The following is a 24,667-nucleotide window of genomic DNA, read 5'->3' as shown; positions in this document are numbered from 1 at the left end:
ACTTTATTTGGCAATGGCTTCTTTGGAAGATTCATAATCCAATAGGATTCCCTCGGAAATCCACTTGGCCAATGCCTGTCGGTTATCGGGATTCAGGATTCTACGCTGGTCCTTTTTATTTCTGATATTGCCAATTTCAATGTAGGCCATGGCAGGAAGGGTGTTTTTTACCACATACAAACTGCTACGCTCCATAAAAGTGCCATTGTACAATCGGTTGGGCTGGAATTTTTTGTATTTCCTAAAGAAGGTCTGGTGGATGCTTTCCGCCAACTTTTTCCCATTGGTGCTTTTTTCGTGATGATAAAAGAACACATCGATATTGGTGCCTTCGCCCCTACTATCCACATGAGTGACCAATAAGCGTTGATATTTCCCTGAATTCTCAGCATATAGGTCATTCACGGCTTTGGTACGTTGTTTTAAACGCTCCAATTGACTCAAGGGAATGGTTCTTGAAAGTACCGTTTCATCAGTATCCAATTCCAATACTTTACTATCCCTGATACCGTCATTGGCATCTTGGACAATGATATGTACCTCGGCGCCATGTGATATAAGCTCGCGGGCCAATCGAAGGGTAACATCATAGGCATATTCGTCCTCAGCGATCATTTTTCCATGGTACTTTTCCACGGCCCCTGGATCGGGACCACCGTGTCCTGAAATCAGATAATAAACTGTATTATCCAAACGGTTGCTAGCGGTATCCACTTTTTTAAAATCATCCCCGAAAATGGAATAGGTAATCCCCTCTTCCACCACTTCAACCTTGTTTATCGCCAATGTATCAGGCAAAATGTAGTGCTTGCCTAAAATCAGGGATTCGTCTTCTCCCAAGTCCTCATTGTTCAATTCCACAAAATCGTTGTAATACTTGGTCGGACTAACTCCATGCCTTCTCAACAACGTATAGATCCCATCCCCTTCTTGGGCAATTACTTTGGGGTATTCCTCTTGAGCCCAGACCGTAACCTGAACCAAAGACAAAACACCCAATACTATAGCAAACTGAAAAGATCCCATTTAATTATCAAATTCTAAATCAACATAATCATTAATAATGCCATTGCTGACCAGGTTGGCAAACTCTTTTTTGTTTGGTTTGAGTGATATCTTACTTTTTGAAGTATTGGTCGTGTTTTCTATGGTTAGTAGGCTGATTGCGGGAAGAATATTACGGGCTAGATAAAGATTGCTCTTATCCTCAAATATAAAACTGGTTTCATCAATGGTTGTACTCGAAACACTGTTCTCCTTAAATACATGCTGAATATTCTCTGCAAAGCGCTGACCTTGGGTGCTTTTGTTATAATGGTAAACGGCTACATCCATATTACCAGACCCCGTTACATTTTCAGCCCGGATGAACAACACCCGTTGGTATTTTCCTGTATTCTGTATATATCTTTTGTTGATGACTTTGACATAATCTCCCATGGCATTCTCGGTAGATTCACTTTCAGCTTCTATATCTTCCATGATTTCATCTCCCATAACATAGACTTGGGCACCATTCATCATTAACTCCCCGGCAATTCGCTGTGAAACATCCGCCACAAAACCTTCATCAGTTTCTGAACCATTCTCAGCAATTAGATAATACACAGCATCCTTTAATCTATCGCTTTTAAGCGACATCTTCGCCAGTTCTTCATCAAAAATGGGTGCTTCGGCATCTTTTACCGCTTCTACCAAAACCCCTTTCTTTTTAAAGGAATCGTCAGCATAGGGTATTTTGTATTTTTCGCCTAGTTTTAAGGCGGTCCCTTCCTTTATTTTGTCTGAATTCAGTTCTAAAAATTCCCCGTAGTGTTTGGCAGGGTCCAATCCTTGTTTGCGCAGCAGGGAAAAAATGCCGTCCCCTTGCTCTGCAACCACATTGTAGTACTTGGTCTCCTGTCCAAAAAGGAATGTGCAGGCCCCTACCCAAAAAAGAAGGGTCAATCGTGATTTCATTTCTGTATGTTTTTGGGTGGGATGTGCTACAAATATGGGAAAAAAACGCCAAGGTTGGTTGCGATTTAGGATAAAAATTCCCACAAATTCTTTTGCACCCTTAACGACTTGATCTTCTGACCTGGGCATATTGCCTTCTAATTACGGATTCCGCAGGTTTGTTCTGTGGCGTGAAACGGTTGTCATCTTGGCCTCCGACCTTATCGTGCTGCATAAACCACTTCCAAACAAATCCTCCCGCAAACCAATCCTCACTCCAAAATTCATCAAATAGCACTTGTGTGGCATCGGCTTGTGCCTTGAGGTTCACATCCATTTGGTTACGGTCCACCAACCAGGGTTTTTTGCCGGTAAAATCCATGCTTCGGTATCCAAATTCGGTAAATAAAATGGGCCTCTCCTCTTGTTTTGCGAGTTCGCGCATTTTGGTCTTCCAAGGCTGCCACCCCTGGGTAAGTGTTTCAATAGTGGGTTGCTGCTTTTCGCATAACGGGAAATAAGCGTTCACGCCAATATAATCCAACTCCGACCAAAATGGTGTTTTTGCATATTCGTCCCAATTGGCAGCATAGGTGATCTTACCCATATAAACCGCTCTTACTTTTTGAATTAGGTCGTTCCAGAACTCAGGTCGCTCATTGATAAAAGTCTTCAACTCCGTCCCAATACAAAAAATATCGCTTTGGGTCTCTTCTGCCATTTTTGCGTACAACAAAATGAATTCTTCATAGGAACCCTCCAGTTTTTTCCAATCCTCTTCCGAAGGCATCTTCATATTGCCTGTGAATTGTCCATCAAAAATCCAAATTTGGGGTTTTACCATCACACTTACCCCATTTTGATGTAATTTTTCTATGTACTGTTCAGCACCTTCCCTACGCTCCCCGAACCATTGCCTATCCGTATTGAATACCAGCTCTGGAGAATCCAAATCCCGAATAAACCCAAAAGGCATTATGGCGGCATAGTTGGCCTGAACATCAAGAACCGGATCAATGTGACGCTGGGCCACTTCCTCTCTGGACGAGACAAAACTGACACCATTGACTTTGTCAAACTTGCTACTGGAACAAGAGATAAAAACAAGCACCCATAAAAAAATCAGCTTCTTCATAATGGTTGTGAATCCTTCTAAAATAATCATTTTAAAACAGCTATTAGCTACTAAATTCTTATTAATTTTCATCTTACTGTTAAGTTCTACCCGTAAAACTCGACACATAAAACAATCAAACCCAACCCATGGAGCACATTGTCATCATTGGAAATGGAATTGCAGGTGTTACGGCTGCACGGCACATTCGAAAGCTTTCCGACAAAAAAATCACTATAGTTTCAGCAGAATCTGAATACTTTTTCTCCAGAACGGCCTTGATGTATGTGTATATGGGCCACATGAAATTTGAGCACACCCAACCCTACGAAAACCACTTCTGGAAAAAGAACCGAATAGATTTGGTAAGAGGGTATGTTACCAAGGTAAACACCCAAGAAAAATCACTTCAAATTGATGGTGCACCAAACCTCAGCTACGATAAACTTATTATTGCCTCAGGGTCGAAACCCAATAAATTTGGATGGCCAGGGCAGGATTTGGATGGCGTACAAGGACTTTACTCCAAGCAGGACCTAGAATTGTTGGAAGAAAATGCACCAAACAGCAAAGTATGTAAGCGAGCCGTGATCATCGGTGGTGGGCTTATCGGTATCGAATTGGCCGAAATGCTCAGAACCCGGGATATCCCCGTAACTTTTTTGGTCCGGGAATCCAGCTTTTGGAACAGCGTTTTGCCCTCTGGCGAATCAGAGATGATCAACGAGCATATTCGCGAACATCATATCGACCTTCGTTTGGGGTCTTCACTAAAAGAAATCAAACCAGACGAAAATGGAAAGGTAAAATCCATTGTTGTCGAAGAAACTGGTGAAGAAATCGATTGTAATTTGGTAGGATTGACCGCTGGTGTAGCTCCCAATGTGGATTTCTTGGAAGATTCGGAGATCGAGTTGGGTCGTGGCGTAAAGGTAAATCGGTTTTTAGAGACCAATATTATGGATGCATATGCCATCGGCGATTGTGCGGAACAGCACGAAGCCATTGGAAATCGGCGTCCCATCGAAGCCGTTTGGTATACGGGCAGAATGATGGGCGAAACCCTTGCCCAGACCATTTGCGGCAACCGAATGGAATACCAACCAGGACATTGGTTCAACTCCGCCAAATTTCTGGATATTGAGTATCAGACTTATGGTTGGGTATTCTCAGAAAGAAGAAAAAAAGAAACCGAAATCCATTTTCATTGGAGACATCCCAAAGAAAAAATCTGTATTACCGTAGCATTTGATAAGGATTCCGAAACCGTATTGGGCATCAACACCTTTGGAATACGTTTGCGACACGAAGTTTTTGACAGATGGCTCAGCGAAAAAAGAACTATTGATTTTGTAATGGAGCATCTCAGAGACACCAATTTTGATCCTGAATTTTATACAAATTTTGAATCGCAAATCGTATCCAAATACAATTCGGATTTTGGAAAATCCATCAACCTGAAAAAGAAAAACCTTAAACGCATCTTCCAGATTGCTTAAGCTAGAGTTATGAGCACTTACAATAAAAATATGGCCCTCACAGGCGAACCACCAAAAAGTTTGAGCCTTGGTCAAAAAATGGCCGTATTCATGGGAACCTCTGGTCTGGGCATTCTGCTTTTGGCCGTTTTTAATGTCAGTTTTCCAAATAAGGCCCTATGGTTGACCTTGTCGTTATCGGCCATTAGCATTGGAACCATTTGGTTTTCGTGGGATGCCTATTCCAAAAAAATACCGGGAATAAAAAACGATGGAGTTTGGTTTAAATCTATTTCCAGTCGTGGATTATGGGGATGGGTAGCTGGTTTGGCCCTTACAGGTTTTTATGTTGTACTCTATTTCTATCCTGAATACCTTGGCTTGGTCAACGATGGGGACAATAAAGATGTAATAGCGCTTTTTGACCCGCTCAGTGAATTTTTGAACGGCAACCCCGCAAGTCAATGGTTCGTTTACGGCACCCTTTACACTGTTGCCATTTTGGTCTTTGGCATCAAGTTCCTTTGGAAATATCGTCACAACCGATACGAAAGATTGCGCACTTTGAGCGTTATGTTCTTCCAAACCGGCTTTGCGTTCATCATCCCGGAATTGATGGCACGTTTGAATGGCCACAAAATTTTGGATGGAGGAAGTTTACCTTATTATGACCTCAAGAATATTTGGCCACTCAACTATTACAATTTTGAAGGGTATCGTATCAAAATGTTTCTAAGTTCGGGCGAGATTGGTTTTGGATTGTTGATTTTTGGTATCCTATCCATTTTTGTCATCACCCCAATACTCACCTATAAATATGGTAAAAGATGGTACTGCTCTTGGGTCTGTGGATGTGGTGGTTTGGCCGAAACTGCCGGGGATTCCTTTAGGCAGTTGAGCGATAAGTCCACATTTGCTTGGAAAGTGGAACGCTGGGTGGTGCACAGCGTAGTAGTATTTGTGACTTTGATGACCACCGCCGTTATCTATTCTTATTTAGGAACGGATACCAGTAAATATTGGCTGACGAAAAGCACTTTTCTTATCGGGGTAGCCACTTTGCTCACCTTGGTATTTGGCTGGGTAATGATTTTTAAACGCAAACAACTCCAAAAAGATGCACAGTACGGAGCCATTGGTTACTTTGTAATCATCATAGCCCTTATCGGATTCCACTTTTTTAGTGGTGATGGCGAAGTATTTTTATTTAAGTCAGGGACACTTCGTAAATCGTATTCCTTTTTAATAGGAAGTATTTTTTCTGGCGTTATAGGAACGGGCTTCTATCCCATTTTTGGGAGTAGGGTATGGTGTAGGTTCGGCTGTCCCATGGCCGCCATACTAGGTTTTCAACAAAAACTGTTCTCCCGATTCAGGATTACAACCAATGGCGGGCAGTGCATTTCATGCGGTAACTGCTCCACGTATTGTGAGATGGGCATCGATGTACGTGCCTACGCCCAGAAAGGTGAGAACATTGTAAGGGCCAGCTGTGTTGGTTGTGGTATCTGCTCGGCCGTATGCCCCCGAGGTGTACTCAAATTGGAGAATGGTCCTTTGAAAGGTAGAATAGATAGCAACCAAGTACTGTTGGGCAACGATGTGGATCTAATGACACTTGTCAACGAAAAATAGGCAGGCTTTCTTTTTTGAATATTCCCAGTCAGATATCCGTGGAAAATTTTAGTTTTGGCAACTACTAACACTAACTAAAATTGATTCCCAGCCAATGGCGGATATCAAAGTCATTATCCCAGCAATCAACGAAGGAGATTCCATTGGTTTGGTGGTCTCGGAAATTCCCGATCACGTATCCGAAATCGTGGTGGTCGACAACGGTTCGTCGGATGATACCGTGGCCAATGCAAAAAAAGCGGGCGCCACTGTTATCTCTGAAAACCGCAAGGGCTATGGGTTTGCCTGTTTAAAAGGATTAAATTACATATCCGAACAATCCAAAACACCCGATATTATCGTATTTATCGACGGAGACTATTCAGATTATCCAGAAGAATTGGATAAGATTGTCGCCCCAATTTTGGAAAATGACATTGATTTTGTGATCGGAGCGCGAAAAAAATCACTTCGCGAACATGGTTCCATGACTCCACAACAAGTTTTTGGAAACAATTTGGCCACATTCCTAATGCGATTGTTTTTCAGGTCAAAATTTACGGATTTGGGACCTTTTAGGGCGATAAAATATGAAAAGCTCAAAGAATTGAAAATGCAGGACACCACTTATGGCTGGACGGTGGAAATGCAGTTAAAAATTTTAAGAAAAAAAATGTCATATATCGAAGTACCAGTACGTTACAAACGAAGAATTGGCGTCTCAAAAGTTTCTGGTACGGTAAAAGGTACTATATTTGCTGGCATAAAAATATTGGGTTGGATCTTTAAATACAGTTTAAAATAATGGGACTTGCTATCGCTTACATCATCATTGCTATTTACAGTACAGCCTTACTTTTGATTTTCTTCTATAGCCTTGCGCAGTTAAATCTATTGATCAACTACCTAGGTTACAAAAAACGAAATGAAGAAGCGCCAAAATTTAACCTTCTCGACCCCAAGGAAATTCCATTTGTGACCATTCAGCTTCCCATCTACAACGAAGAATATGTAATGGAGCGCTTGTTGGACAACATTGCAAAAATAGAATACCCAAAGAGTAAATTGGAAATCCAGGTATTGGATGACTCTACTGATGATTCTGTTGCTGAAACGGCCCGCAGGGTTCAAGAACTTCAGGAAACTGGATTGGACATACAGCACATCCGCAGGGAAAACAGAAAAGGCTTTAAAGCCGGAGCCCTCAAAGAAGGACTCGAAATCGCCAAGGGGGATTTCATCGCCATTTTTGATGCTGACTTTCTGCCCGAAGGCGATTGGTTGAAAAAGACCGTTCCCTATTTTAAGGATGAAGAAATCGGTGTGGTACAGACCCGCTGGGGACATATCAACCGAGATTATTCCACTTTGACCCGTATCCAGGCCTTTGCATTGGATGCCCACTTTACCTTGGAACAAGTAGGAAGAAATTCAAAGGGACACTTCATCAACTTCAACGGTACAGCAGGTATCTGGAGAAAGCAATGTATCCTAGATGCAGGAAACTGGGAAGGCGATACACTGACCGAAGATTTGGATTTGAGCTACCGTGCCCAATTGAAAAACTGGAAGTTCAAGTATTTGGAAGATGTGGAAACCCCGGCAGAGCTTCCTGTAGTAATCAGTGCTGCTCGTTCACAGCAGTTCCGTTGGAACAAAGGTGGGGCCGAAAACTTTAGGAAAACCGTAATGAGTGTTATTACGGCCAAAAACATACCGTTCAAAACCAAATTCCATGGGGTAATGCACCTCTTGAACAGTTCCATGTTCCTGTGTGTGTTCACGGTGGCCTTGTTGAGCATTCCCATGCTCTACATCAAAAACACCTATGGCCATTTAGGTTGGGTATTCGAAGTGACAAGCTTCTTTATTTTGAGTACTATTATCCTGTTTGTTTGTTATTGGTTTACCTACAAGAGTATTCAGGGGAGTAGTTTTGACAATTTTGTGGACTACATTAAACTCTTCTTTACCTTTTTCTCCGTAGCATTGGGCTTTTCTTTGCACAACACCGTGGCGGTATTGGAAGGACATTTGGGTAAACGAAGTGAATTTGTACGAACTCCAAAGTTCAACATCAACAGTATCAAGGATACCTGGAAAGGCAATAAATATTTGACCAACAAATTATCGCCCAACATGATTCTGGAGTTTGCCCTGATGATTTATTTCCTTTTTGGAATGTACAGTGCCATACCACTGAACGACTATGGATTGTTCCCATTCCACTTAATGTTGTTCCTAGGTTTTGGATTTGTATTCTTTAAATCCTTAACTTCCAAGGCATAAACCACCACCATGCAATCTTACTGGCGACTGCACAGATACCCGATACTATTTGCTGTCGCTTGTATTTTGTTCTACTGGAGCTTCGCTTACAACTTGGTACGCACCGATTTTGTAAAGTTGTTCATGCTCTTTGGAGCGTTATTTTACCTTACTTTCAAAATTATCCAGTTCGAAAAATGGAACTTTAAGTTCCTATTGGTCATTGGAGTCCTCTTTAGATTGGTATTTCTGATTGCCGCACCTAACCTCTCACAAGATTTTTACCGTTTTATTTGGGATGGCGAACTCATCAAAAATGGTATCAATCCGTATTTGTACACGCCTGACCAAATCATGGAACAGGGCACGGTATCATTTCCTAGTATGATGGAACTGTATGAAGGAATGACCAATCTCAATGCTAGGCATTACAGTAACTACCCGCCCGTCAACCAAATACTTTTTGCACTCGCAACCATTTTGGGCGGAGGAAGCGTATTTGGCTCCACCATTGCCATGCGATTGATGGTAATCCTTGCCGATTTGGGCGTGCTTTATTTTGGCAGAAAGCTGTTACAAAACCTGAACAAGGCCAATCATTTGGCCTTTTGGTACTTTTTGAATCCCTTGGTCATTATCGAACTCACGGGAAATCTGCACTTTGAAGGCGTAATGCTCTTTTTCTTCATTTGGGCATTATATCTCATATCAAAAAACAAATGGTTGTGGGCAACACCTCTTTATTCCATATCCATTATGGTAAAACTGATGCCCCTGATGTTCCTGCCACTTTTTTTAAAATACTTCGGGTTTAAAAAGAGTGCTGCTTTTTACGCTTTGGTTGTTTTCGGGTGCGCTGCATTGCTGCTCCCGTTTTACTCTCCGGTTTTTATCGATAATTATTCCGATACCGTTGGGCTATGGTTCTCCAACTTTGAGTTCAATGCCAGCATTTACAATGTGGTAAAGAAGATTGCTGTAACTTATTACGAAGCCAAGCCCTGGGAATTGATCGATTCCTACGGCTCTATAATTCAAAAAGTGGTAATCATTGTCGTATTGCTACTTGCTTTCCTTAGGAAAAGCCAAAAACTGGAAAGCGTAATCACATCCATGGTTTTTGCCATGGCCTGTTATTATTTTCTCTCCAGTACCGTCCATCCGTGGTACGTGGTATTCCTATTGGGCTTTGCCATCTTCACGGATTATAGGTTCCCATTGGTCTGGTCCTGCACGGTTGTTCTGAGCTACTACACCTATTCAAATCCTGACTACAAAGAGAATTTATGGTTGCTTGCCATTGAATACATTTTGGTAATCGGCTTTTTTATTTATGAAATGATAGGAAGCAGGCCAAAAAAGTTATATTTCTTCAAAAAGTAATCGCAACTTTAGTACAATTCGAATTAATTTGTACATTAGCTCCAGAATGAAAGGACAACTGTACATATTATCCACTTTGAGCATCGCTGCTCCTATCAGTCCATTTACTCCCCGCCGTCGTCGCCCGTAAGGGTGCATCATATCTATTGGAAATAGGTGAGTCCATTTCCGCAAAACTTTCAAATACATTTTTTCAATTATTACAGAACAATCGCTTGCAATGGAAATTATTGTTGCTAACGAATCACATTTCAAATACGCAAAGATCATTAGTGATACCATTACCGAATCGGCCAAAGTTCGAGGTACAGGTATTGCCAGACGTACGCCCGAATACATCATAAAACGCCTTCAGAATGGAAACGCCATCATTGCTCTGGACGGTGATAAATTTGCTGGGTTCTGCTATATCGAGGTCTGGGGAAACAAGGACTTTGTGGCCAACTCTGGATTGATCGTACATCCCGATTACAGAAATCAAGGACTCGCCAAGAAAATCAAAAAAGCGGTTTTTGATCTATCACGAAAAAAATTCCCCGATGCCAAGATTTTTGGCATCACTACAGGCCTCGCCGTAATGAAAATGAACTACGAGCTGGGCTACAAACCCGTTACCTTTTCCGAACTTACGGATGACCCCGAGTTCTGGAAAGGCTGTCAGACCTGCAAGAATTTTGACATTCTAACACGTACCGACAGGAAAATGTGTCTCTGTACAGGAATGTTGCACGACCCAAAAGCACAAAAACAAGCACCTGAAAAAATCAACAAAAAAGCCTTCAAAAGGCTAAAAAGCATAAAAGAAAGCCTTTTTCTCAAAAAGAAGGACAAATAATTATCAGTTCGAGCTGTCATCCTGAGCGTAGTCGAAGGAGCAGTCAAACTATTGAGAATACTTAAAAACTAAGACATTAAATGGATTCCTGCTTTCGCAGGAATGACAAACTAAAAGAAAGATGGAAAAATTAGTAATAGCCTATAGTGGCGGATTGGATACTTCATACTGTGCCAAATATCTATCGCAGGAAGAAGGTTTTGAAGTGCATGCGGTAAGTGTGAACACTGGAGGGTTCAGCAAAGCTGAAATCGAGGAAATAGAAGAAAAAGCCCTAACCTTGGGAGCCACCACTTATACCTCTATCGATGCCGTTGCCACATTTTATGACAAAGTGGTCAAGTACCTCATCTATGGAAATGTGCTCCGAAACAACACCTATCCCCTTTCCGTGAGTGCCGAAAGAATCGTCCAAGCTATTGAGATAGTGAACCATGCCAAAAAAATAGGCGCCAAATATATTGCCCATGGCAGTACCGGCGCAGGCAATGATCAAGTTAGATTTGACATGATCTTCCAAATCTTGGCCCCGGAAATCAAAATCATCACGCCAATCAGGGATAAAAAATTGGCTAGGGAAGAAGAAATCGAATATTTACAACAAAACGGTATCGATTACCCTTGGGAAAAAGCAAAATACTCAGTAAACAGAGGTTTGTGGGGAACATCCGTCGGGGGCGACGAGACCTTGACCTCCCATCTATCATTACCCGAAAGCGCCTACCCGAGCCAGTTGGAAAAAGAACTGTCCAAGGAGTTGAAATTGACCTTTAAAAATGGGGAATTGGTCGCATTGGACGGCGAACAGGACTCCCCTGTGGCCAATATTGAAAAATTATCCGAAATCGCATCCAAATATGCCATTGGCAGGGATATCCACGTGGGCGATACTATTATTGGAATTAAAGGTAGGGTAGGTTTTGAAGCCGCTGCCCCACTGATTATTATAAAAGCGCACCATTTGTTGGAAAAACACACTTTGAGCAAATGGCAGCAATACCAAAAAGAACAAATGGGCAATTTTTATGGTATGCTCTTGCACGAAGGAAACTATTTGGATGAAGTAATGCGAAACATCGAGGTCTTTTTGACCGACACCCAGAAACATGTTTCGGGCGATGTTTTCGTCACTTTGCATCCATACCGATTCGAGTTGAACGGAATTTCTTCCAAACATGATTTGATGAATGCTTCCTTTGGAAGCTATGGAGAAATGAACAAAGGTTGGACCGCTGATGATGCCAAGGGTTTCATCAAAATTTTGTCCAACTCAGGGAAAATTGCAAACCACGTAAACCAAGATTCATGATCAAGGCAGGAATCATAGGGGGTTCAGGGTACACAGGTGGAGAGCTGATCAGGCTTTTGCTCAATCATCCTAAAACCGAGATTGACTTTGTGTTCAGCACCACAAGAGCGGGCAAACCCATTACTTCTGCCCATCAAGATTTGTTGGGACAAACGAAATTGAAGTTTTCTGGAGAGGTAAATCCAGAGGTTGATGTGGTTTTTCTTTGTCTGGGACACGGTAATTCCACCTCATTTTTGAACGAGAACAAATTTTCGGCATCAACAAAAATCATTGATCTCAGCAACGATTTCAGATTACAAGCAGATGCTATTTTTAACGGTCAAAGATTTATATATGGACTTCCTGAATTGAACAAGTCTGCTATTCAATCTGCAGAGGCCATTGCGAATCCTGGTTGTTTTGCTACAGCCATCCAATTAGCATTGCTGCCTTTGGCAAAAGCAGGTTTACTGGGTAATGATGTCCATATCAATGCTGTTACGGGTAGTACCGGAGCCGGTGTCGGCCTATCCGCTACCTCACATTTTAGCTGGAGGAACAACAATGTATCGTGGTACAAGCCTTTTACGCACCAACATTTGGGGGAAATAGGCGAAAGCTTGAATTCCTACGGGAAGTCTGTGGGAAAATTGATGTTCTTACCGAATCGTGGCAACTTCACAAGAGGAATCTTGGCTACTGCCTACACCAAATTTAATGGGACTTTGGAGGAAGCAAAACAGTTGTACCAAGATTTTTATAAAGATGCTGCTTTTACCCATATATCGGAAGAAGCATTGCACCTAAAACAAGTAGTGAACACTAACCAATGCCATATTCATTTGCATAAGCACGACGACCTTCTTTTGGTAACTTCGGCCATCGACAATTTATTGAAAGGGGCATCGGGACAAGCAGTACAGAACATGAATTTGATGTTCGGCTTCCCTGAAACCGAAGGTCTGTTATTAAAAGCAGGAGTATTTTAATATAATATCAGGTAGAGCTGTCACATCGAGCGCAGTCGAGATGCGAGAGCACATGCAAAAACCTTAAAACATCTCTCGACTGCGCTCGAGATGACAAAACTAAAAAACCATGAAAATAGCCATTATAGGAGCAGGGAATTTAGGATTGGCCATTGCAAAGGGCATTTTGCATAGCAATGGAGCCACCACCATGTACCTTACCAAACGGAACATCAAATCCATTCAGGAGTTTGAGAAATATGGAAATGTAACCGTTACTTCCGACAATCAGGAAGCGGTCAAAAATTCGGATATCCTGATTTTTGCAGTACAGCCAGGTCATTTTGCATCCATATTACAGGAGACCAAAGACCTATTGACCGAGAAACATGTGGTCATCAGTACCATTACGGGTTTCAAAATACCCAGAATCGAGGAAATCATCGGGTCGGACAAATATATCATCCGAAGTATGCCAAACACGGCAATTTCTGTAGGGAAATCCATGACCTGTATTTGCAGTAATGAACTTGGTAAAAAACGTGTGGATTTGGCGAAAGCCATTTTTAACCGCATGGGCCATACCATGGAAATTCCAGAAGACCAAATGCAGGCCGCCACCGTAATATGTGCCAGTGGAATTGCTTTTTGGATGCGACTAATTCGTGCTACGACCCAAGGGGCCATTCAATTGGGGTTTGATGCCAAAGAAGCACAAGAACTGGCCATGCATACCTGCAACGGAGCTGCTAGTCTTTTGATTGAATCCGGCAGCCATCCCGAAGAAGAAATTGACCGAGTGACCACACCGAAAGGATGCACCATTGAAGGTTTGAACGAGATGGAACACCAAGGATTGAGTTCATCACTGATCAGGGGAATAGTTTCCTCATTTGAGAAAATTAGCGAAATAAGAAAAGGATAAAAATGAAATTATTCGACGTATACCCGCTATATGACGTTACCCCGATAAAAGCCAAAGGCATTGAAGTCTGGGACGACAAAGGGAAAAAATATTTGGATTTTTATGGTGGCCATGCCGTAATATCCATCGGACACACGCATCCACATTATGTAAAACGAATCAAGGAGCAACTGGACCAAATGGCATTTTACAGCAACTCGGTTCAAAACCCCCTCCAACAGGAATTGGCTCAAAAACTGGGCAAGCTTTCCAGCTGTGAAGATTATGACCTTTTTATGTGCAATTCAGGAGCTGAGGCCAACGAAAATGCGTTAAAAATGGCCTCTTTTCACACTGGAAAATCAAAAGTCATTGCTTTTACCAATAGTTTTCACGGAAGAACCTCTGCTGCTGTAGCTGCAACGGACAATCCGAGCATTAATGCACCCATCAATAAACAACAAGAGGTCACTTTTTTGGCATTGAACGACATGGAGGCTTTTCAAGAAACCATTGAAAGTGACGAGTATTGTGCCGTTATCTTGGAAGCCATTCAGGGAGTGGGCGGTTTGGATGAACCTACCACCGAGTTCTTTCAATTCATAGCCAAAAAATGCAAGGAGAACAATGTTGTGCTCATTGCCGATGAAGTGCAATCTGGCTATGGCCGAAGCGGTAAATTCTTTGCTTTCCAGCATCACGGTATCGAACCCGACATTATTTCCATTGCCAAAGGCATGGGCAACGGTTTCCCAGTGGGCGGCATATTGATTCACGAGTCATTTAAACCATCATACGGGCTTTTGGGAACCACTTTTGGTGGAAACCATTTGGCCTGTGCTGCAAGCTTGGCGGTACTGGAAGTATTGGAAGAGGAAAACTTAATCGCGAATGTCGCAACGCTTGGAGCTTATTTTAAGGAGAAAGCAGCTGAAATTCCTGAAATCAAAAAAGTAAAAGGCAAAGGATTGATGATCGGACTGGAATTTGATTTTGAGGTCGCCGACCTACGTAAAAAAATGATTGTGGAACAACATATGTTCACAGGAAGTGCCAAAAACAAGAAGTTATTGCGGTTTTTACCTGCCTTGAACATCACAAAAGAAGACATCGACCTATTTTTTGAAGCGCTGAAAAAAGCATTATCATGAAGCATTATCTATCTGTAAACGACATAGAATCCCTACCCGATTGGGTAGATGAAGCAATAATCCTAAAAAAAGACCCTTACCAGTTTGAAGATTTGGGCAAGCGGAAAACCATATGCCTATTGTTTTTCAACAATAGCCTCAGAACCCGTTTAAGTACACAAAAGGCTGCCATGAACCTTGGTATGGAAGTTATGATCATGAACTTTGGAAACGAAGGCTGGGCGCTGGAATATGGTAATGGAACCGTAATGGACCAAGGCACTTCGGAGCATATCAAAGAGGCCGCACAAGTGGTCTCCCAGTACGCTGACATTATTGCCATACGAGCTTTTGCCGATTTGGTGGATAAAGAAAAAGACGAAGCGGAAGAAGTCCTCAACGGATTTGCCAAGTATGCCACAATTCCAGTGGTGAACATGGAAAGTTCAGTGGGACACCCCCTTCAAGCATTGGCAGATGCCATTACCTTAAAGGAAAACGAAACCAAGAAAAAACCAAAAGTGGTTTTGTCCTGGGCTCCACATCCCAAAGCTTTGCCGCATGCTGTGGCCAATTCATTTATACAGATGATGAAATTGCAGGATGCCGATTTTGTGGTCACACATCCCGAAGGATATGAACTCAATCCAGAATTGACCGAAGGATGTCAGATAGAATACGACCAAGATAAAGCATTGGAAGATGCTGATTTCGTATACGTGAAAAACTGGAGCAGCTATTCCGACTATGGCAAGGTCTTGAACAAAGACAAAAGTTGGACCATTACAAAAAAGAAACTAGGCAAAGCCAAATTCATGCACTGCCTCCCTGTTCGAAGAAACATGATCGTAGAGGATGTGGTGTTGGACAGTGAACAATCCTTGGTAGTGGAACAGGCCAAAAACAGGGTGTTTTCAGCTCAAATTGTATTGAAAAAATTACTGGAAAATATGTGAAATGAATTATAATTGTCCTACCAACCCAACCTTAAAATGTGAACGACATCTGACACATATATAAATAACACAGAAACAGATGAAACAAAAATTATCCGTAGTCAAAATAGGCGGCAACCTCATTGAGGATGTTGAAGGGTGCAAACGAGTATTGGAACTGTTCTCTAAAATGGACGGCAACAAAATTTTGGTCCATGGGGGAGGCAAAAAAGCCACAGAATTGGCCAATCAAATGGGCGTGGAATCCAAAATGGTCAATGGTAGACGAATTACCAATGCCGAAACCCTGGATATTGCAATAATGGTCTACGGAGGATTGTACAGTAAAAAAATAGTGGCAAAATTACAGGCTTTGGGAACCGATGCCATTGGAATGAGCGGTGCAGATGCGGATGCCATTCGAGCACACAAAAGACCTAAAAAAAATGTTGACTTTGGCTTTGTGGGCGATGTGGATATGGTAAACACCTACGGGGTTTTCAAACTATTACAGGCTGGATTCACACCTATTTTTTGTGCCCTTACCCACGATGGAAAAGGACAAATGTTGAATACCAACGCCGATACCATTGCGGCTGAATTGGCCATTGCCATGTCCGAACAGTTCGAGACCACACTATATTATTGCTTCGAGAAAAAAGGCGTGCTTCAAAATGTTGAGGATGAAAACTCAGTGATTCAACATATCGATTCGAATGGCTATGATGAACTTTTGGCCTATGGCATCATTGCAGACGGTATGCTTCCAAAAATGCACAATTGTTTTTATGCCCTCCGCAACAAAGTATCCAAAGTTTGCGTAGGGAACACCGAAATGCTCGAGGCAGACAATTCAGAATATACGACATTGACCTTATGAAAGTAAACCAAGACATACTGACTGAAAAAGCCATTGAACTGCTGAAAAAACTTATTGGCACACCCTCCTTTTCTGGTGAAGAGGACAAAACAGGTAATGCCATAGAGGCATTTCTGCAGGGTTTTGGGATAGAGACCCAAAGACAGCACAACAACATATACGCATTCAACAAGCATTTTGATGAAAGCAAACCAAGCCTATTGCTCAATTCCCATCATGATACCGTGAAACCAAACAGTGCCTACACCAAAGACCCTTTTGACGCCCATGTAGAGGATGGAAAGCTGTACGGATTAGGCAGCAATGATGCAGGCGGCTGTTTGGTATCCCTACTGGCCACCTTCGTTCATTTTTATGAAAAAGAAGACCTGAACCACAACATTATTATGGCTGCCACGGGAGAAGAAGAAGATGCAGGAGAGAAAAGCATCAGGGCCTTACTTCCCATTCTACCAAAAATTGATGTGGCCATTGTGGGCGAACCCACCTTGATGGACTTGGCCATTGCGGAAAAAGGGTTGGTGGTCTTTGACGCTGTGGTCGATGGAACTCCCTCGCACGCGGCACATCCCAACGACAACAATGCCATTTACAACACCATTGAGGTTTTACAATGGCTCAAGGATTACTCTTTTGATAAAGTTTCAGATGCGCTTGGTGAAGTAAAACTGACCACGACTCAAATCAGTGCAGGAAACCAGCACAACGTAGTGCCCGGCCATGTGGATTTGGTAATCGACGTGCGAGTGAACGATTGTTACAGCAATCAGGAAATTGCCGATATCCTTCAAAAAGAAGCACCTTGCAAAATGACGCCTCGCTCCTTGCGTTTGAATTCATCCTGCATTGACCCTGATCATGATCTGGTTAAAAGCGGATTGGCCCTTGGAAGAAAAACCTATGGTTCGCCAACCTTGTCCGATCAAGCTGCTCTGACTTGCCAATCGGTAAAATTGGGGCCTGGTGACAGTACACGATCTCACTCGGCCAACGAATTTATTTTTGTGAACGAAATAGAGGAAGGCATAGACATTTACATTAAAACCCTAACGGGATTTTTACAATAACCTGTCAGTTCGAGCGCAGTCGAGAATGAATTAACATGATTCCCATCTTCATGGGAATGACAAAAGAAAAACTATGAAACTCTGGGACAAAGGATTCAGTACCGATAAAAAAATAGACCATTTTACCGTAGGCAACGACCGAGAATTGGATTTGGTATTGGCAAAATATGACGTTATCGCCTCTAAGGCACACGCCAAAATGCTGGGCAAAGTGGGATTGATTTCCGAAGATGAGGCCAAAGACCTTGTAAAGGCTTTGGATGTCATCGCCAAGGACATTGAAAAGGGAACGTTTACCATTGAGGATGATTTTGAGGACATGCACTCCAAAATTGAGTTTCTGCTGACCGAAAAATTAGGGGATACGGGTAAAAAAATCCATTCAGCCCGTTCCAGAAACGATCAGGTTTTGGTAGCCATGCAATTGTACCTTAAAGATGAGTTGACCGAAATCAAGGGTCAGGTAAAAACCCTGTTTGATCTATTGATGAAACTCGCAGACAAGTACAAAAATGTGTTGCTGCCTGGGTATACGCATTTGCAAATAGCCATGCCGTCCTCATTTGGGCTATGGTTTTCAGCTTATGCCGAGAGTTTGGTGGACGATCTATACTTTGTACAGGCCGCTCATAAAGTTACTGACCAAAACCCCTTGGGAAGTGCAGCAGGTTATGGAAGCTCCTTCCCCATTGATAGAAGTTTTACCACTACTGAAATGGAGTTTGCCACACAAAAATACAATGTAGTGGCCGCTCAAATGGGGCGTGGAAAAGTGGAAAAAGCCACTGCTTTCGGAATTTCGAGCGTGGCCGCTACCCTATCCAAAATGGCAATGGACATTTGCTTGTACATGAGTCAGAATTTTGATTTTATCTCATTCCCCAATGAATTGACCACGGGAAGCAGCATTATGCCGCATAAGAAAAATCCTGATGTGTTCGAATTGATCAGGGCCAAGTGCAATAAGATTCAAGCAGTACCCAATCAATTGATCATGATCATGAACAATTTACCCAGTGGCTATCACAGGGACCTTCAACTGGTAAAGGAAGTAATTGTTCCAGCATTGCAAGACATGCACGCCTGTTTGGAAATGATGACCTTCAGCCTAAAGGAGATCAAAGTGAACAAATCCATTTTGGACGACCCCAAATATGATTACCTCTTTAGTGTGGACACCTTGAACGAACTCGTAAAAAGTGGAATGCCCTTCCGTGATGCCTATAAAACCATGGGCAAGGCCATAGAAAATGGCAATTTTAAACCGAAACGGGACATTGACCATACCCACGAAGGTAGCTTGGGCAATCTGTGTTTGGAGCAGATAAAAGAAAAAATGGAAAAAGTTTTGGCATAAATTGGATAAATTAGGCTGAAAATTTAACCCATCAGCTTTCAACTCGAATTTATGTCAACCAAAATCACACTCAGCGTATTTCTTTTTCTTGGTCTACTCCATTTTTCCATAGCTCAGGATATCTACGAAAAAAATGAATCGATCGATATTCAAAATTATGTTTTTGCACTTCACTTGAATGATGCATCCAACGAGATCAAAGGGGAAACACAGGTTACCGTCCAATTTAAGGAAAATGCGGTGCCTTTTGCATTGGACCTCATTGAAAAATCGGGTAAGTTTGGAATGGAAGTGACCAGTGTTTTGGAAAATGGTTCCAAGGCGGATTACACCTATGCCAACAACAAAATAAATATTGTTCCGAAGGCATCGGCGGATTCCATCCAGACCTATACCATCAAATTCCAAGGGGTTCCCGAAAGGGGCTTGGTCATCGCTACCACAAAATTTGGCAAGCGCTCCTTTTTTGGCGACAACTGGCCCAACTTGGCGAGACATTGGTTGCCATCCGTGGACCATCCGTACGACAAGGCGAGCGTGGAATTTCAAATTACCGCCCCCGACCACTACGATGTGGTGGCAACAGGCAAAAAAGTGGAGGAAAGTAATCTGGAAAACGGTTATAAAATCACTATTTACAACGAACCTGCTCCTGTGGCCACGAAGGTAATGACCATTGGCGTTACCCAGTTCGCCTCTAGATTGGTGGGCATGGTTGATGATATTGAGGTTTCCGCATGGGTGTATCCTCAAAATCGATTGGAGGGCTTTGGCGATTATACCGTGGCTGGAAATGTGCTTGAATATTTCATCGGACATATCGGACCTTATTCCTATGCCAAATTGGCCAATATGCAGGCCAAGACCCAATGGGGCGGATTGGAAAATGCGGGGACCATCGCATATTTTGAAAATTCGGTAACGGGCAACAAAACGGTGGAACCCTTGATTGCACACGAAATCGCCCATCAATGGTTTGGGAATTCCGCTACAGAGAAAAGTTGGAACCATGTGTGGTTGAGTGAAGGATTTGCCACTTACTTTAGTATCCTTTACCTCGAAAGTGAATATGGCGATGAGCGCCGAAAAGAGGAACTGGCCATCGACAAAAAAGAAATCTTTGATTATTACAGAAAAAATCCTGCACCCATTGTCGACCTCAGCATTAAGGACCCAATGAAAGTATTGAGCACCAATACCTATCAAAAAGGAGGTTGGGTGTTGAACATGCTCCGTCATCGATTGGGCGATGGTATATTTTGGGAGGGCATCCAAAACTATTACGCCACTTACCAGAACAGCAATGTGCTTACGGACGATTTTCGACATGTGATGGAAGAGACATCGGGCGAGGATTTGGAATCCTTTTTTGAGCAATGGCTGTTTGTGAAGGGCCATCCACAAATCAAATGGGGCTGGAATCACAGCAATGGAAACATCAACCTCAACATACAGCAAGTACAAGACCACCATGTTTTCCAATTTCCTTTGGAAATAGGAGTGGTAAAAGATGGCAAACTGACCATCAAAACCATTGAAGTGGACCAACGGAACCAGAACATCCAAATTGAAAGCATAGACCAACCTGATTCCATTGTGCTCGACCCAAACGAATGGACTTTGTTTGAGGATATGGGGGAGATGTAAAATCCGTCAATCCATAAAAAGCATTAGTCAATTCCCAATGGGATTTGACCAGAAAAAATAGCTGAACTTGTTTCAGTCATCAATCGATATCATTGATTATTACAGATCACATCTATAAAATCGGCAGCAAACTGATTATAATGTTTGGATTACAATTAATAATCAATCAAAAAGTGATGGTTGAAAAATTCATGAATAAAAACAAAATCAACTGATGACAATTAACAACCATAGATTGACAGTTGAACACTACCTATAAGTACAACACCAAAGCCTCTGCCAACACCCCATTCAAAAAGCAATAATTTTCACAAAATCCAAATATTTGATGTTTTAACCACACTCATTTTGATTCATTGTTAAAATTCAAGGTAAATTATTACATTTACCATACTAAACGAACAATGATCAACCGACACTTTTCAACCCCCGTTTCCATAGCCATTGCTATGCTCTTTTGTGCATTTTCCCATGCCCAAAAGGCAAATGCCGATTACAAGATACACCTGTATAAAACCAATGAAACTCTTACCATAGATGGTAAGGGGAACGAGGCCACTTGGCAAAAAGCAGAACCTGCCAAGGACTTTTTTATGGTGTTGCCCATGGACGACCGAAAGGCCACACAACCCTCGGAAGTGAAAATGGCCTACGACGAACGGCAACTCTATCTCTTGGCCACCTTTTTCAAAACACCCGGAAACACCTATGTGGTGGAATCGCTCCGAAGGGATTTCTCCTTTGGAGGCAACGACAATTTCCTGTTGTTCATGGACCCGTTCAATAACCAGACCACAGGGTTTAGTTTTGGGGCAAACGCCTATGGTGCCCAATGGGACGGTACCATGTCCAACGGAGGCAGTATTGACCTCAATTGGGATAGCAAATGGGTATCCGAAGTACGGAATCATGAGGATAAATGGGTGGTGGAAATGGCCATCCCGTTTAAATCCATCCGTTATGAAAAAGATGTTACCGAATGGGGCGTGAATTTTTCCAGACTGGATTTGAGCACCAATGAAAAATCGAGTTGGACGCCTATACCAAGGCAATTCCCAACAGCCTCTTTGGCCTACACCGGCACTATGGTCTGGGACAACCCACCGCCAAAACAAGGACTCAATTATTCCATTATTCCCTATGTACTGGGAACAGTGGGCAATTCGAGCATCGAGGATATTACCTACGATAATGAGTTTAAGGTAGGTGGAGATGTAAAGTTGGGGCTTACTTCTTCCTTGAATTTGGACCTGACCATCAACCCCGATTTCTCGCAAGCGGAAGCTGACCGCCAAGTAGCCAATTTGACCCGGTTTGAACTCTTTTTCCCGGAAAGACGACAGTTTTTCCTTGAAAATGCCGACCTCTTTGCCAATTTTGGGTACGATGAAATCCGTCCGTTCTTTTCACGTAGAATTGGATTGGGTGTGCCTATCATCGCTGGTGCCCGTGTAAGCGGAAACTTGAATAGAAATCTCCGTTTGGGTTTGATGGACATGCAAACCGATAAAATAGACGAAACAGGCCTGCCCAGTCAAAACTTTGCAGTGCTTTCGTTGCAGCAAAAAGTGTTTTCACGCTCCAATATAGGTTTAATGTTCGTGAACAAGGAGTCGTTGGATTACAATGCGTTGACCGATGATTTGAAATCGGAATACACCAAATTCAATAGAAACCTTGGATTGGAATACAATTTGGCCTCGACGGACAACAAATACAACGGGAAGATGTTCATGTTGAAATCCTTCGGTCCTGATTCCTCCTATAACGGAATGGCTCAAGGTGCCCATTTAGCTTATAGCAGTCGAAAGTGGAGCTGGCGCGTTCAACAAGAATATATATCTGAAAACTTTACCTCCGAAGTGGGTTTTGTGCCACGGAACAATTACATTAAACTGGAAGGTTCGGTAGGGTATCTGTTCCTGCCTGCAAGTGAAAAAATAGTGAGCCATGGACCCCAATACAAGGGCTTTTACTACTTCGACCCGAGCATGAACTCCACGGACTACGTATCCATTGTTGGGTATGCCTTGAATTTTCTGGACCGTAGCTCTTTGAGTCTCGATGTTTTTAACGAATATGTGCAGCTATTGGCTCCGTTTGACCCTACGAACACGGGCCAAGAGGAACTAGCGGCAGGTACACGCCACCATTGGAACGGGGTTTATATTTCATACAATTCACGGCCCAAAAATTTGTTTACCTACAACTTGACTTCCCGATTGGGGCGCTATTTTTCGGGGGGATACCGTTCCAATATCAATGCGGAATTGGGCTATCGTTTTCAACCCTACGTGAGTTTGGGCGCCAGGCTGAGTTACAATAACCTGGATTTGCCCGAACCATGGTACACCACGGATTTTTGGCTGGTGGGCACTGAGGCTGACATTACCTTTACCAACAAGCTGTTTTGGAATACGCTGTTCCAATACAACGAACAGAGCAACAATTTTGGCATCAACTCCCGATTGCAATGGCGCTATGCCCCTGCTTCTGACCTGTTCCTTGTATTTAACAACAATGAGCAATTATCCCCGCTTGAAGGAAATCTGTGGTCGTTGACGATCAAGTTTACGTATTGGTTTAACAGGTAATTGAAATCCATCAATCCAAAAAGGGCATTCATCAATTCCAGACCCATCCTTCGAAATAAATTATAGAACTTAGTTACTTGTCGAACCTAATTTCTTGACATCATCGATGGATAAACTGAAAAATGTAACCAAAGTTGTACTGGTACTACTTTGCATAGGCAGTATTGCAACACTTTTTATGGGTGGGTTCATGCCCATGTTCAGTGTTGCCTTTGGCATTCTGTTTCTATACTATATCCTTGTATACTTGGTTATCATCTTCATAAAGAAGAATCGGTTGAACTGTGCAATTGCTTACTTGCTTTTTATTTTTCCCATTTTGTGGGCGATTATGGATTGGGAAGGCTTACTTGATGTTCTTCTGGATGGGATTCATCTGGATATGAAATAGAAAAGTACTGCCTTACTTTATCATCTTCAAATTGATGACCTCTTGCTCAGTCAAGTGTCTCCAGTGGCCGCGTGGCAAATCCTTTTTGGTCAATCCAGCGAAAATCACACGGTCCAATTTGGTCACATTATAGCCCAAATGTTCAAAAATACGTCGCACTATACGGTTACGCCCACTATGGATCTCCACCCCAATCTCACGTTTTGGAGCTCCTTGGATATAGCTAATGCTGTCCACGGAAATGGGCCCATCCTCAAGTTCCAGACCTGCTTCGATTTTATGGAGGTCGCCCAAACTTAGGTTATTGTCCAAATGCACGTGGTAAATCTTGCGCACATTGTGCTTGGGATGCGTCAGCTTTTTGGTCAAGTCACCATCGTTGGTAAAAAGCAGCAATCCAGTCGTATTCCTATCCAAACGGCCAACGGGCAACAAACGGTTGTTCGAAGCGCTTGAAATCAGTTCCATCACGGTGCGGCGTCCCTTTTCATCACTCGTAGTGGTAATGAAGTTCTTGGGTTTGTTGAGCAAAATGTACTCCTTCTTTTCCAAGTTGAGCCGTTTCCCATCAAAACGGACATCATCGGAACGTTTTACCTTGTAGCCCATTTCGGTCACGGTTTTTCCGTTTACCGTAACATTCCCTGCAGCGATATAGGTATCCGCTTCCCTTCGGGAACAAATGCCCGCATTGGCAATATAGCGGTTCAATCGAATCTCATCCGGATTGGATTTTTTCCGTGGCGCGCTCTGCTTAGGTTTTGAGGAAAATTTTTTATCGAACGGTTTCTTTCTATCCCCGCCCTTGAGGTTTTTGGAAGGCCTTTTGCCCTTGCTATTGTCTGATTTCGCCATCAGTCGAATTTTTTGCAA

General features: G+C 42.6%; 21 protein-coding genes. 17 read left to right on the top strand and 4 right to left on the bottom strand.

Annotation, left to right across the window (positions count from 1 at the left end; all coding sequences use genetic code 11):
• Window positions 1–3: 3 nt before the first annotated feature.
• From PY092_RS03610 to PY092_RS03600, 3 genes are all read right to left on the bottom strand, one after another.
• On the bottom strand, window positions 4–1,026 hold the full coding sequence (locus PY092_RS03610) for an N-acetylmuramoyl-L-alanine amidase family protein (protein ID WP_275614488.1): 1,023 nt from the start codon (window positions 1,024–1,026) through the stop codon (window positions 4–6).
• On the bottom strand, window positions 1,027–1,959 hold the full coding sequence (locus PY092_RS03605; protein ID WP_275614487.1) for a hypothetical protein: 933 nt from the start codon (window positions 1,957–1,959) through the stop codon (window positions 1,027–1,029).
• 100 nt (window positions 1,960–2,059) lie between these two features.
• Window positions 2,060–3,073: a glycoside hydrolase family 113 gene (locus tag PY092_RS03600; protein WP_275614486.1), complete on the bottom strand. Its 1,014-nt coding sequence runs from the start codon at window positions 3,071–3,073 to the stop codon at window positions 2,060–2,062.
• 128 nt (window positions 3,074–3,201) lie between these two features.
• Here PY092_RS03600 and PY092_RS03595 point away from each other — a divergent pair, with 128 nt between their 5' ends.
• The 17 genes from PY092_RS03595 (at window position 3,202) to PY092_RS03515 (ending at window position 23,794) form a co-directional block, all read left to right on the top strand.
• The gene (locus tag PY092_RS03595) at window positions 3,202–4,551 is read left to right on the top strand and encodes an NAD(P)/FAD-dependent oxidoreductase (protein WP_275614485.1); all 1,350 of its coding nucleotides are present in this window, start codon (window positions 3,202–3,204) and stop codon (window positions 4,549–4,551) included.
• Between the two features lie 9 nt (window positions 4,552–4,560).
• A complete protein-coding gene (locus PY092_RS03590) occupies window positions 4,561–6,165 on the top strand; it encodes a 4Fe-4S binding protein (protein ID WP_275614484.1) in 1,605 nt (534 codons plus the stop codon).
• Between the two features lie 94 nt (window positions 6,166–6,259).
• Complete coding sequence (locus PY092_RS03585) at window positions 6,260–6,949, top strand: glycosyltransferase family 2 protein (RefSeq protein ID WP_275614483.1); 690 nt, start codon at window positions 6,260–6,262, stop codon at window positions 6,947–6,949.
• The gene (locus PY092_RS03580) at window positions 6,949–8,433 is read left to right on the top strand and encodes a cellulose synthase family protein (RefSeq protein ID WP_275614482.1); all 1,485 of its coding nucleotides are present in this window, start codon (window positions 6,949–6,951) and stop codon (window positions 8,431–8,433) included. The genes PY092_RS03585 and PY092_RS03580 overlap by 1 nt, the downstream gene beginning before the upstream one ends.
• A gap of 9 nt (window positions 8,434–8,442) precedes the next feature.
• Entirely contained in the window at window positions 8,443–9,795 is a 1,353-nt protein-coding gene (gene mptB / locus PY092_RS03575; protein WP_275614481.1) for a polyprenol phosphomannose-dependent alpha 1,6 mannosyltransferase MptB, read from the top strand.
• Between the two features lie 220 nt (window positions 9,796–10,015).
• Window positions 10,016–10,630 (top strand): GNAT family N-acetyltransferase, encoded by a 615-nt coding sequence (locus PY092_RS03570; protein WP_275614480.1) that lies wholly within the window; start codon window positions 10,016–10,018, stop codon window positions 10,628–10,630.
• A gap of 121 nt (window positions 10,631–10,751) precedes the next feature.
• Window positions 10,752–11,939 carry an argininosuccinate synthase gene (gene argG, locus PY092_RS03565; RefSeq protein ID WP_275614479.1) on the top strand — a complete coding sequence of 396 codons (1,188 nt, stop codon included), beginning with the start codon at window positions 10,752–10,754 and terminating at the stop codon, window positions 11,937–11,939.
• A complete protein-coding gene (gene argC / locus PY092_RS03560) occupies window positions 11,936–12,910 on the top strand; it encodes an N-acetyl-gamma-glutamyl-phosphate reductase (RefSeq protein ID WP_275614478.1) in 975 nt (324 codons plus the stop codon). The genes argG and argC overlap by 4 nt, the downstream gene beginning before the upstream one ends.
• A gap of 109 nt (window positions 12,911–13,019) precedes the next feature.
• Window positions 13,020–13,814, top strand: a complete 795-nt coding sequence (proC, locus tag PY092_RS03555; protein ID WP_275614477.1) for a pyrroline-5-carboxylate reductase — start codon at window positions 13,020–13,022, stop codon at window positions 13,812–13,814.
• Between the two features lie 2 nt (window positions 13,815–13,816).
• Window positions 13,817–14,944: an aspartate aminotransferase family protein gene (locus PY092_RS03550; protein ID WP_275614476.1), complete on the top strand. Its 1,128-nt coding sequence runs from the start codon at window positions 13,817–13,819 to the stop codon at window positions 14,942–14,944.
• Window positions 14,941–15,879 (top strand): Rossmann-fold NAD(P)-binding domain-containing protein, encoded by a 939-nt coding sequence (locus PY092_RS03545; RefSeq protein WP_275614475.1) that lies wholly within the window; start codon window positions 14,941–14,943, stop codon window positions 15,877–15,879. Before PY092_RS03550 ends, PY092_RS03545 begins: the two co-directional genes overlap by 4 nt.
• A 79-nt stretch (window positions 15,880–15,958) precedes the next feature.
• Window positions 15,959–16,738, top strand: a complete 780-nt coding sequence (argB, locus tag PY092_RS03540; RefSeq protein ID WP_275614474.1) for an acetylglutamate kinase — start codon at window positions 15,959–15,961, stop codon at window positions 16,736–16,738.
• On the top strand, window positions 16,735–17,805 hold the full coding sequence (locus PY092_RS03535; RefSeq protein WP_275614473.1) for a M20 family metallo-hydrolase: 1,071 nt from the start codon (window positions 16,735–16,737) through the stop codon (window positions 17,803–17,805). Before argB ends, PY092_RS03535 begins: the two co-directional genes overlap by 4 nt.
• Window positions 17,806–17,878: 73 nt before the next feature.
• The gene (argH, locus tag PY092_RS03530) at window positions 17,879–19,162 is read left to right on the top strand and encodes an argininosuccinate lyase (protein ID WP_275614472.1); all 1,284 of its coding nucleotides are present in this window, start codon (window positions 17,879–17,881) and stop codon (window positions 19,160–19,162) included.
• A 51-nt stretch (window positions 19,163–19,213) separates the two neighbouring features.
• Window positions 19,214–20,809 carry a M1 family metallopeptidase gene (locus PY092_RS03525; RefSeq protein WP_275614471.1) on the top strand — a complete coding sequence of 532 codons (1,596 nt, stop codon included), beginning with the start codon at window positions 19,214–19,216 and terminating at the stop codon, window positions 20,807–20,809.
• Window positions 20,810–21,213: 404 nt separating this feature from the next.
• A complete protein-coding gene (locus PY092_RS03520; protein WP_275614470.1) occupies window positions 21,214–23,403 on the top strand; it encodes a DUF5916 domain-containing protein in 2,190 nt (729 codons plus the stop codon).
• A gap of 106 nt (window positions 23,404–23,509) precedes the next feature.
• Window positions 23,510–23,794, top strand: a complete 285-nt coding sequence (locus tag PY092_RS03515; protein ID WP_275614469.1) for a hypothetical protein — start codon at window positions 23,510–23,512, stop codon at window positions 23,792–23,794.
• Window positions 23,795–23,806: 12 nt separating this feature from the next.
• Here PY092_RS03515 and PY092_RS03510 read toward each other — a convergent pair whose 3' ends face one another.
• A complete protein-coding gene (locus PY092_RS03510) occupies window positions 23,807–24,649 on the bottom strand; it encodes a pseudouridine synthase (RefSeq protein WP_275614468.1) in 843 nt (280 codons plus the stop codon).
• Between the last annotated feature and the right edge of the window lie 18 nt (window positions 24,650–24,667).

It is taken from the genome of Flagellimonas yonaguniensis (genome assembly GCF_029193885.1).
Classification (GTDB): Bacteria; Bacteroidota; Bacteroidia; order Flavobacteriales; family Flavobacteriaceae; genus Flagellimonas; species Flagellimonas yonaguniensis.
This window is presented reverse-complemented; position numbering and strand designations above follow the sequence as displayed.

Bases quoted from the DNA above. Each gene is read 5' to 3' on its own strand.
- PY092_RS03610 (WP_275614488.1), bottom strand. From the start codon at position 1,026: ATGGGATCTTTTCAGTTTGCTATAGTATTGGGTGTTTTGTCTTTGGTT.
- PY092_RS03605 (WP_275614487.1), bottom strand. From the start codon at position 1,959: ATGAAATCACGATTGACCCTTCTTTTTTGGGTAGGGGCCTGCACATTC.
- PY092_RS03600 (WP_275614486.1), bottom strand. From the start codon at position 3,073: ATGAAGAAGCTGATTTTTTTATGGGTGCTTGTTTTTATCTCTTGTTCC.
- PY092_RS03595 (WP_275614485.1), top strand. From the start codon at position 3,202: ATGGAGCACATTGTCATCATTGGAAATGGAATTGCAGGTGTTACGGCT.
- PY092_RS03590 (WP_275614484.1), top strand. From the start codon at position 4,561: ATGAGCACTTACAATAAAAATATGGCCCTCACAGGCGAACCACCAAAA.
- PY092_RS03585 (WP_275614483.1), top strand. From the start codon at position 6,260: ATGGCGGATATCAAAGTCATTATCCCAGCAATCAACGAAGGAGATTCC.
- PY092_RS03580 (WP_275614482.1), top strand. From the start codon at position 6,949: ATGGGACTTGCTATCGCTTACATCATCATTGCTATTTACAGTACAGCC.
- mptB (WP_275614481.1), top strand. From the start codon at position 8,443: ATGCAATCTTACTGGCGACTGCACAGATACCCGATACTATTTGCTGTC.
- PY092_RS03570 (WP_275614480.1), top strand. From the start codon at position 10,016: ATGGAAATTATTGTTGCTAACGAATCACATTTCAAATACGCAAAGATC.
- argG (WP_275614479.1), top strand. From the start codon at position 10,752: ATGGAAAAATTAGTAATAGCCTATAGTGGCGGATTGGATACTTCATAC.
- argC (WP_275614478.1), top strand. From the start codon at position 11,936: ATGATCAAGGCAGGAATCATAGGGGGTTCAGGGTACACAGGTGGAGAG.
- proC (WP_275614477.1), top strand. From the start codon at position 13,020: ATGAAAATAGCCATTATAGGAGCAGGGAATTTAGGATTGGCCATTGCA.
- PY092_RS03550 (WP_275614476.1), top strand. From the start codon at position 13,817: ATGAAATTATTCGACGTATACCCGCTATATGACGTTACCCCGATAAAA.
- PY092_RS03545 (WP_275614475.1), top strand. From the start codon at position 14,941: ATGAAGCATTATCTATCTGTAAACGACATAGAATCCCTACCCGATTGG.
- argB (WP_275614474.1), top strand. From the start codon at position 15,959: ATGAAACAAAAATTATCCGTAGTCAAAATAGGCGGCAACCTCATTGAG.
- PY092_RS03535 (WP_275614473.1), top strand. From the start codon at position 16,735: ATGAAAGTAAACCAAGACATACTGACTGAAAAAGCCATTGAACTGCTG.
- argH (WP_275614472.1), top strand. From the start codon at position 17,879: ATGAAACTCTGGGACAAAGGATTCAGTACCGATAAAAAAATAGACCAT.
- PY092_RS03525 (WP_275614471.1), top strand. From the start codon at position 19,214: ATGTCAACCAAAATCACACTCAGCGTATTTCTTTTTCTTGGTCTACTC.
- PY092_RS03520 (WP_275614470.1), top strand. From the start codon at position 21,214: ATGATCAACCGACACTTTTCAACCCCCGTTTCCATAGCCATTGCTATG.
- PY092_RS03515 (WP_275614469.1), top strand. From the start codon at position 23,510: ATGGATAAACTGAAAAATGTAACCAAAGTTGTACTGGTACTACTTTGC.
- PY092_RS03510 (WP_275614468.1), bottom strand. From the start codon at position 24,649: ATGGCGAAATCAGACAATAGCAAGGGCAAAAGGCCTTCCAAAAACCTC.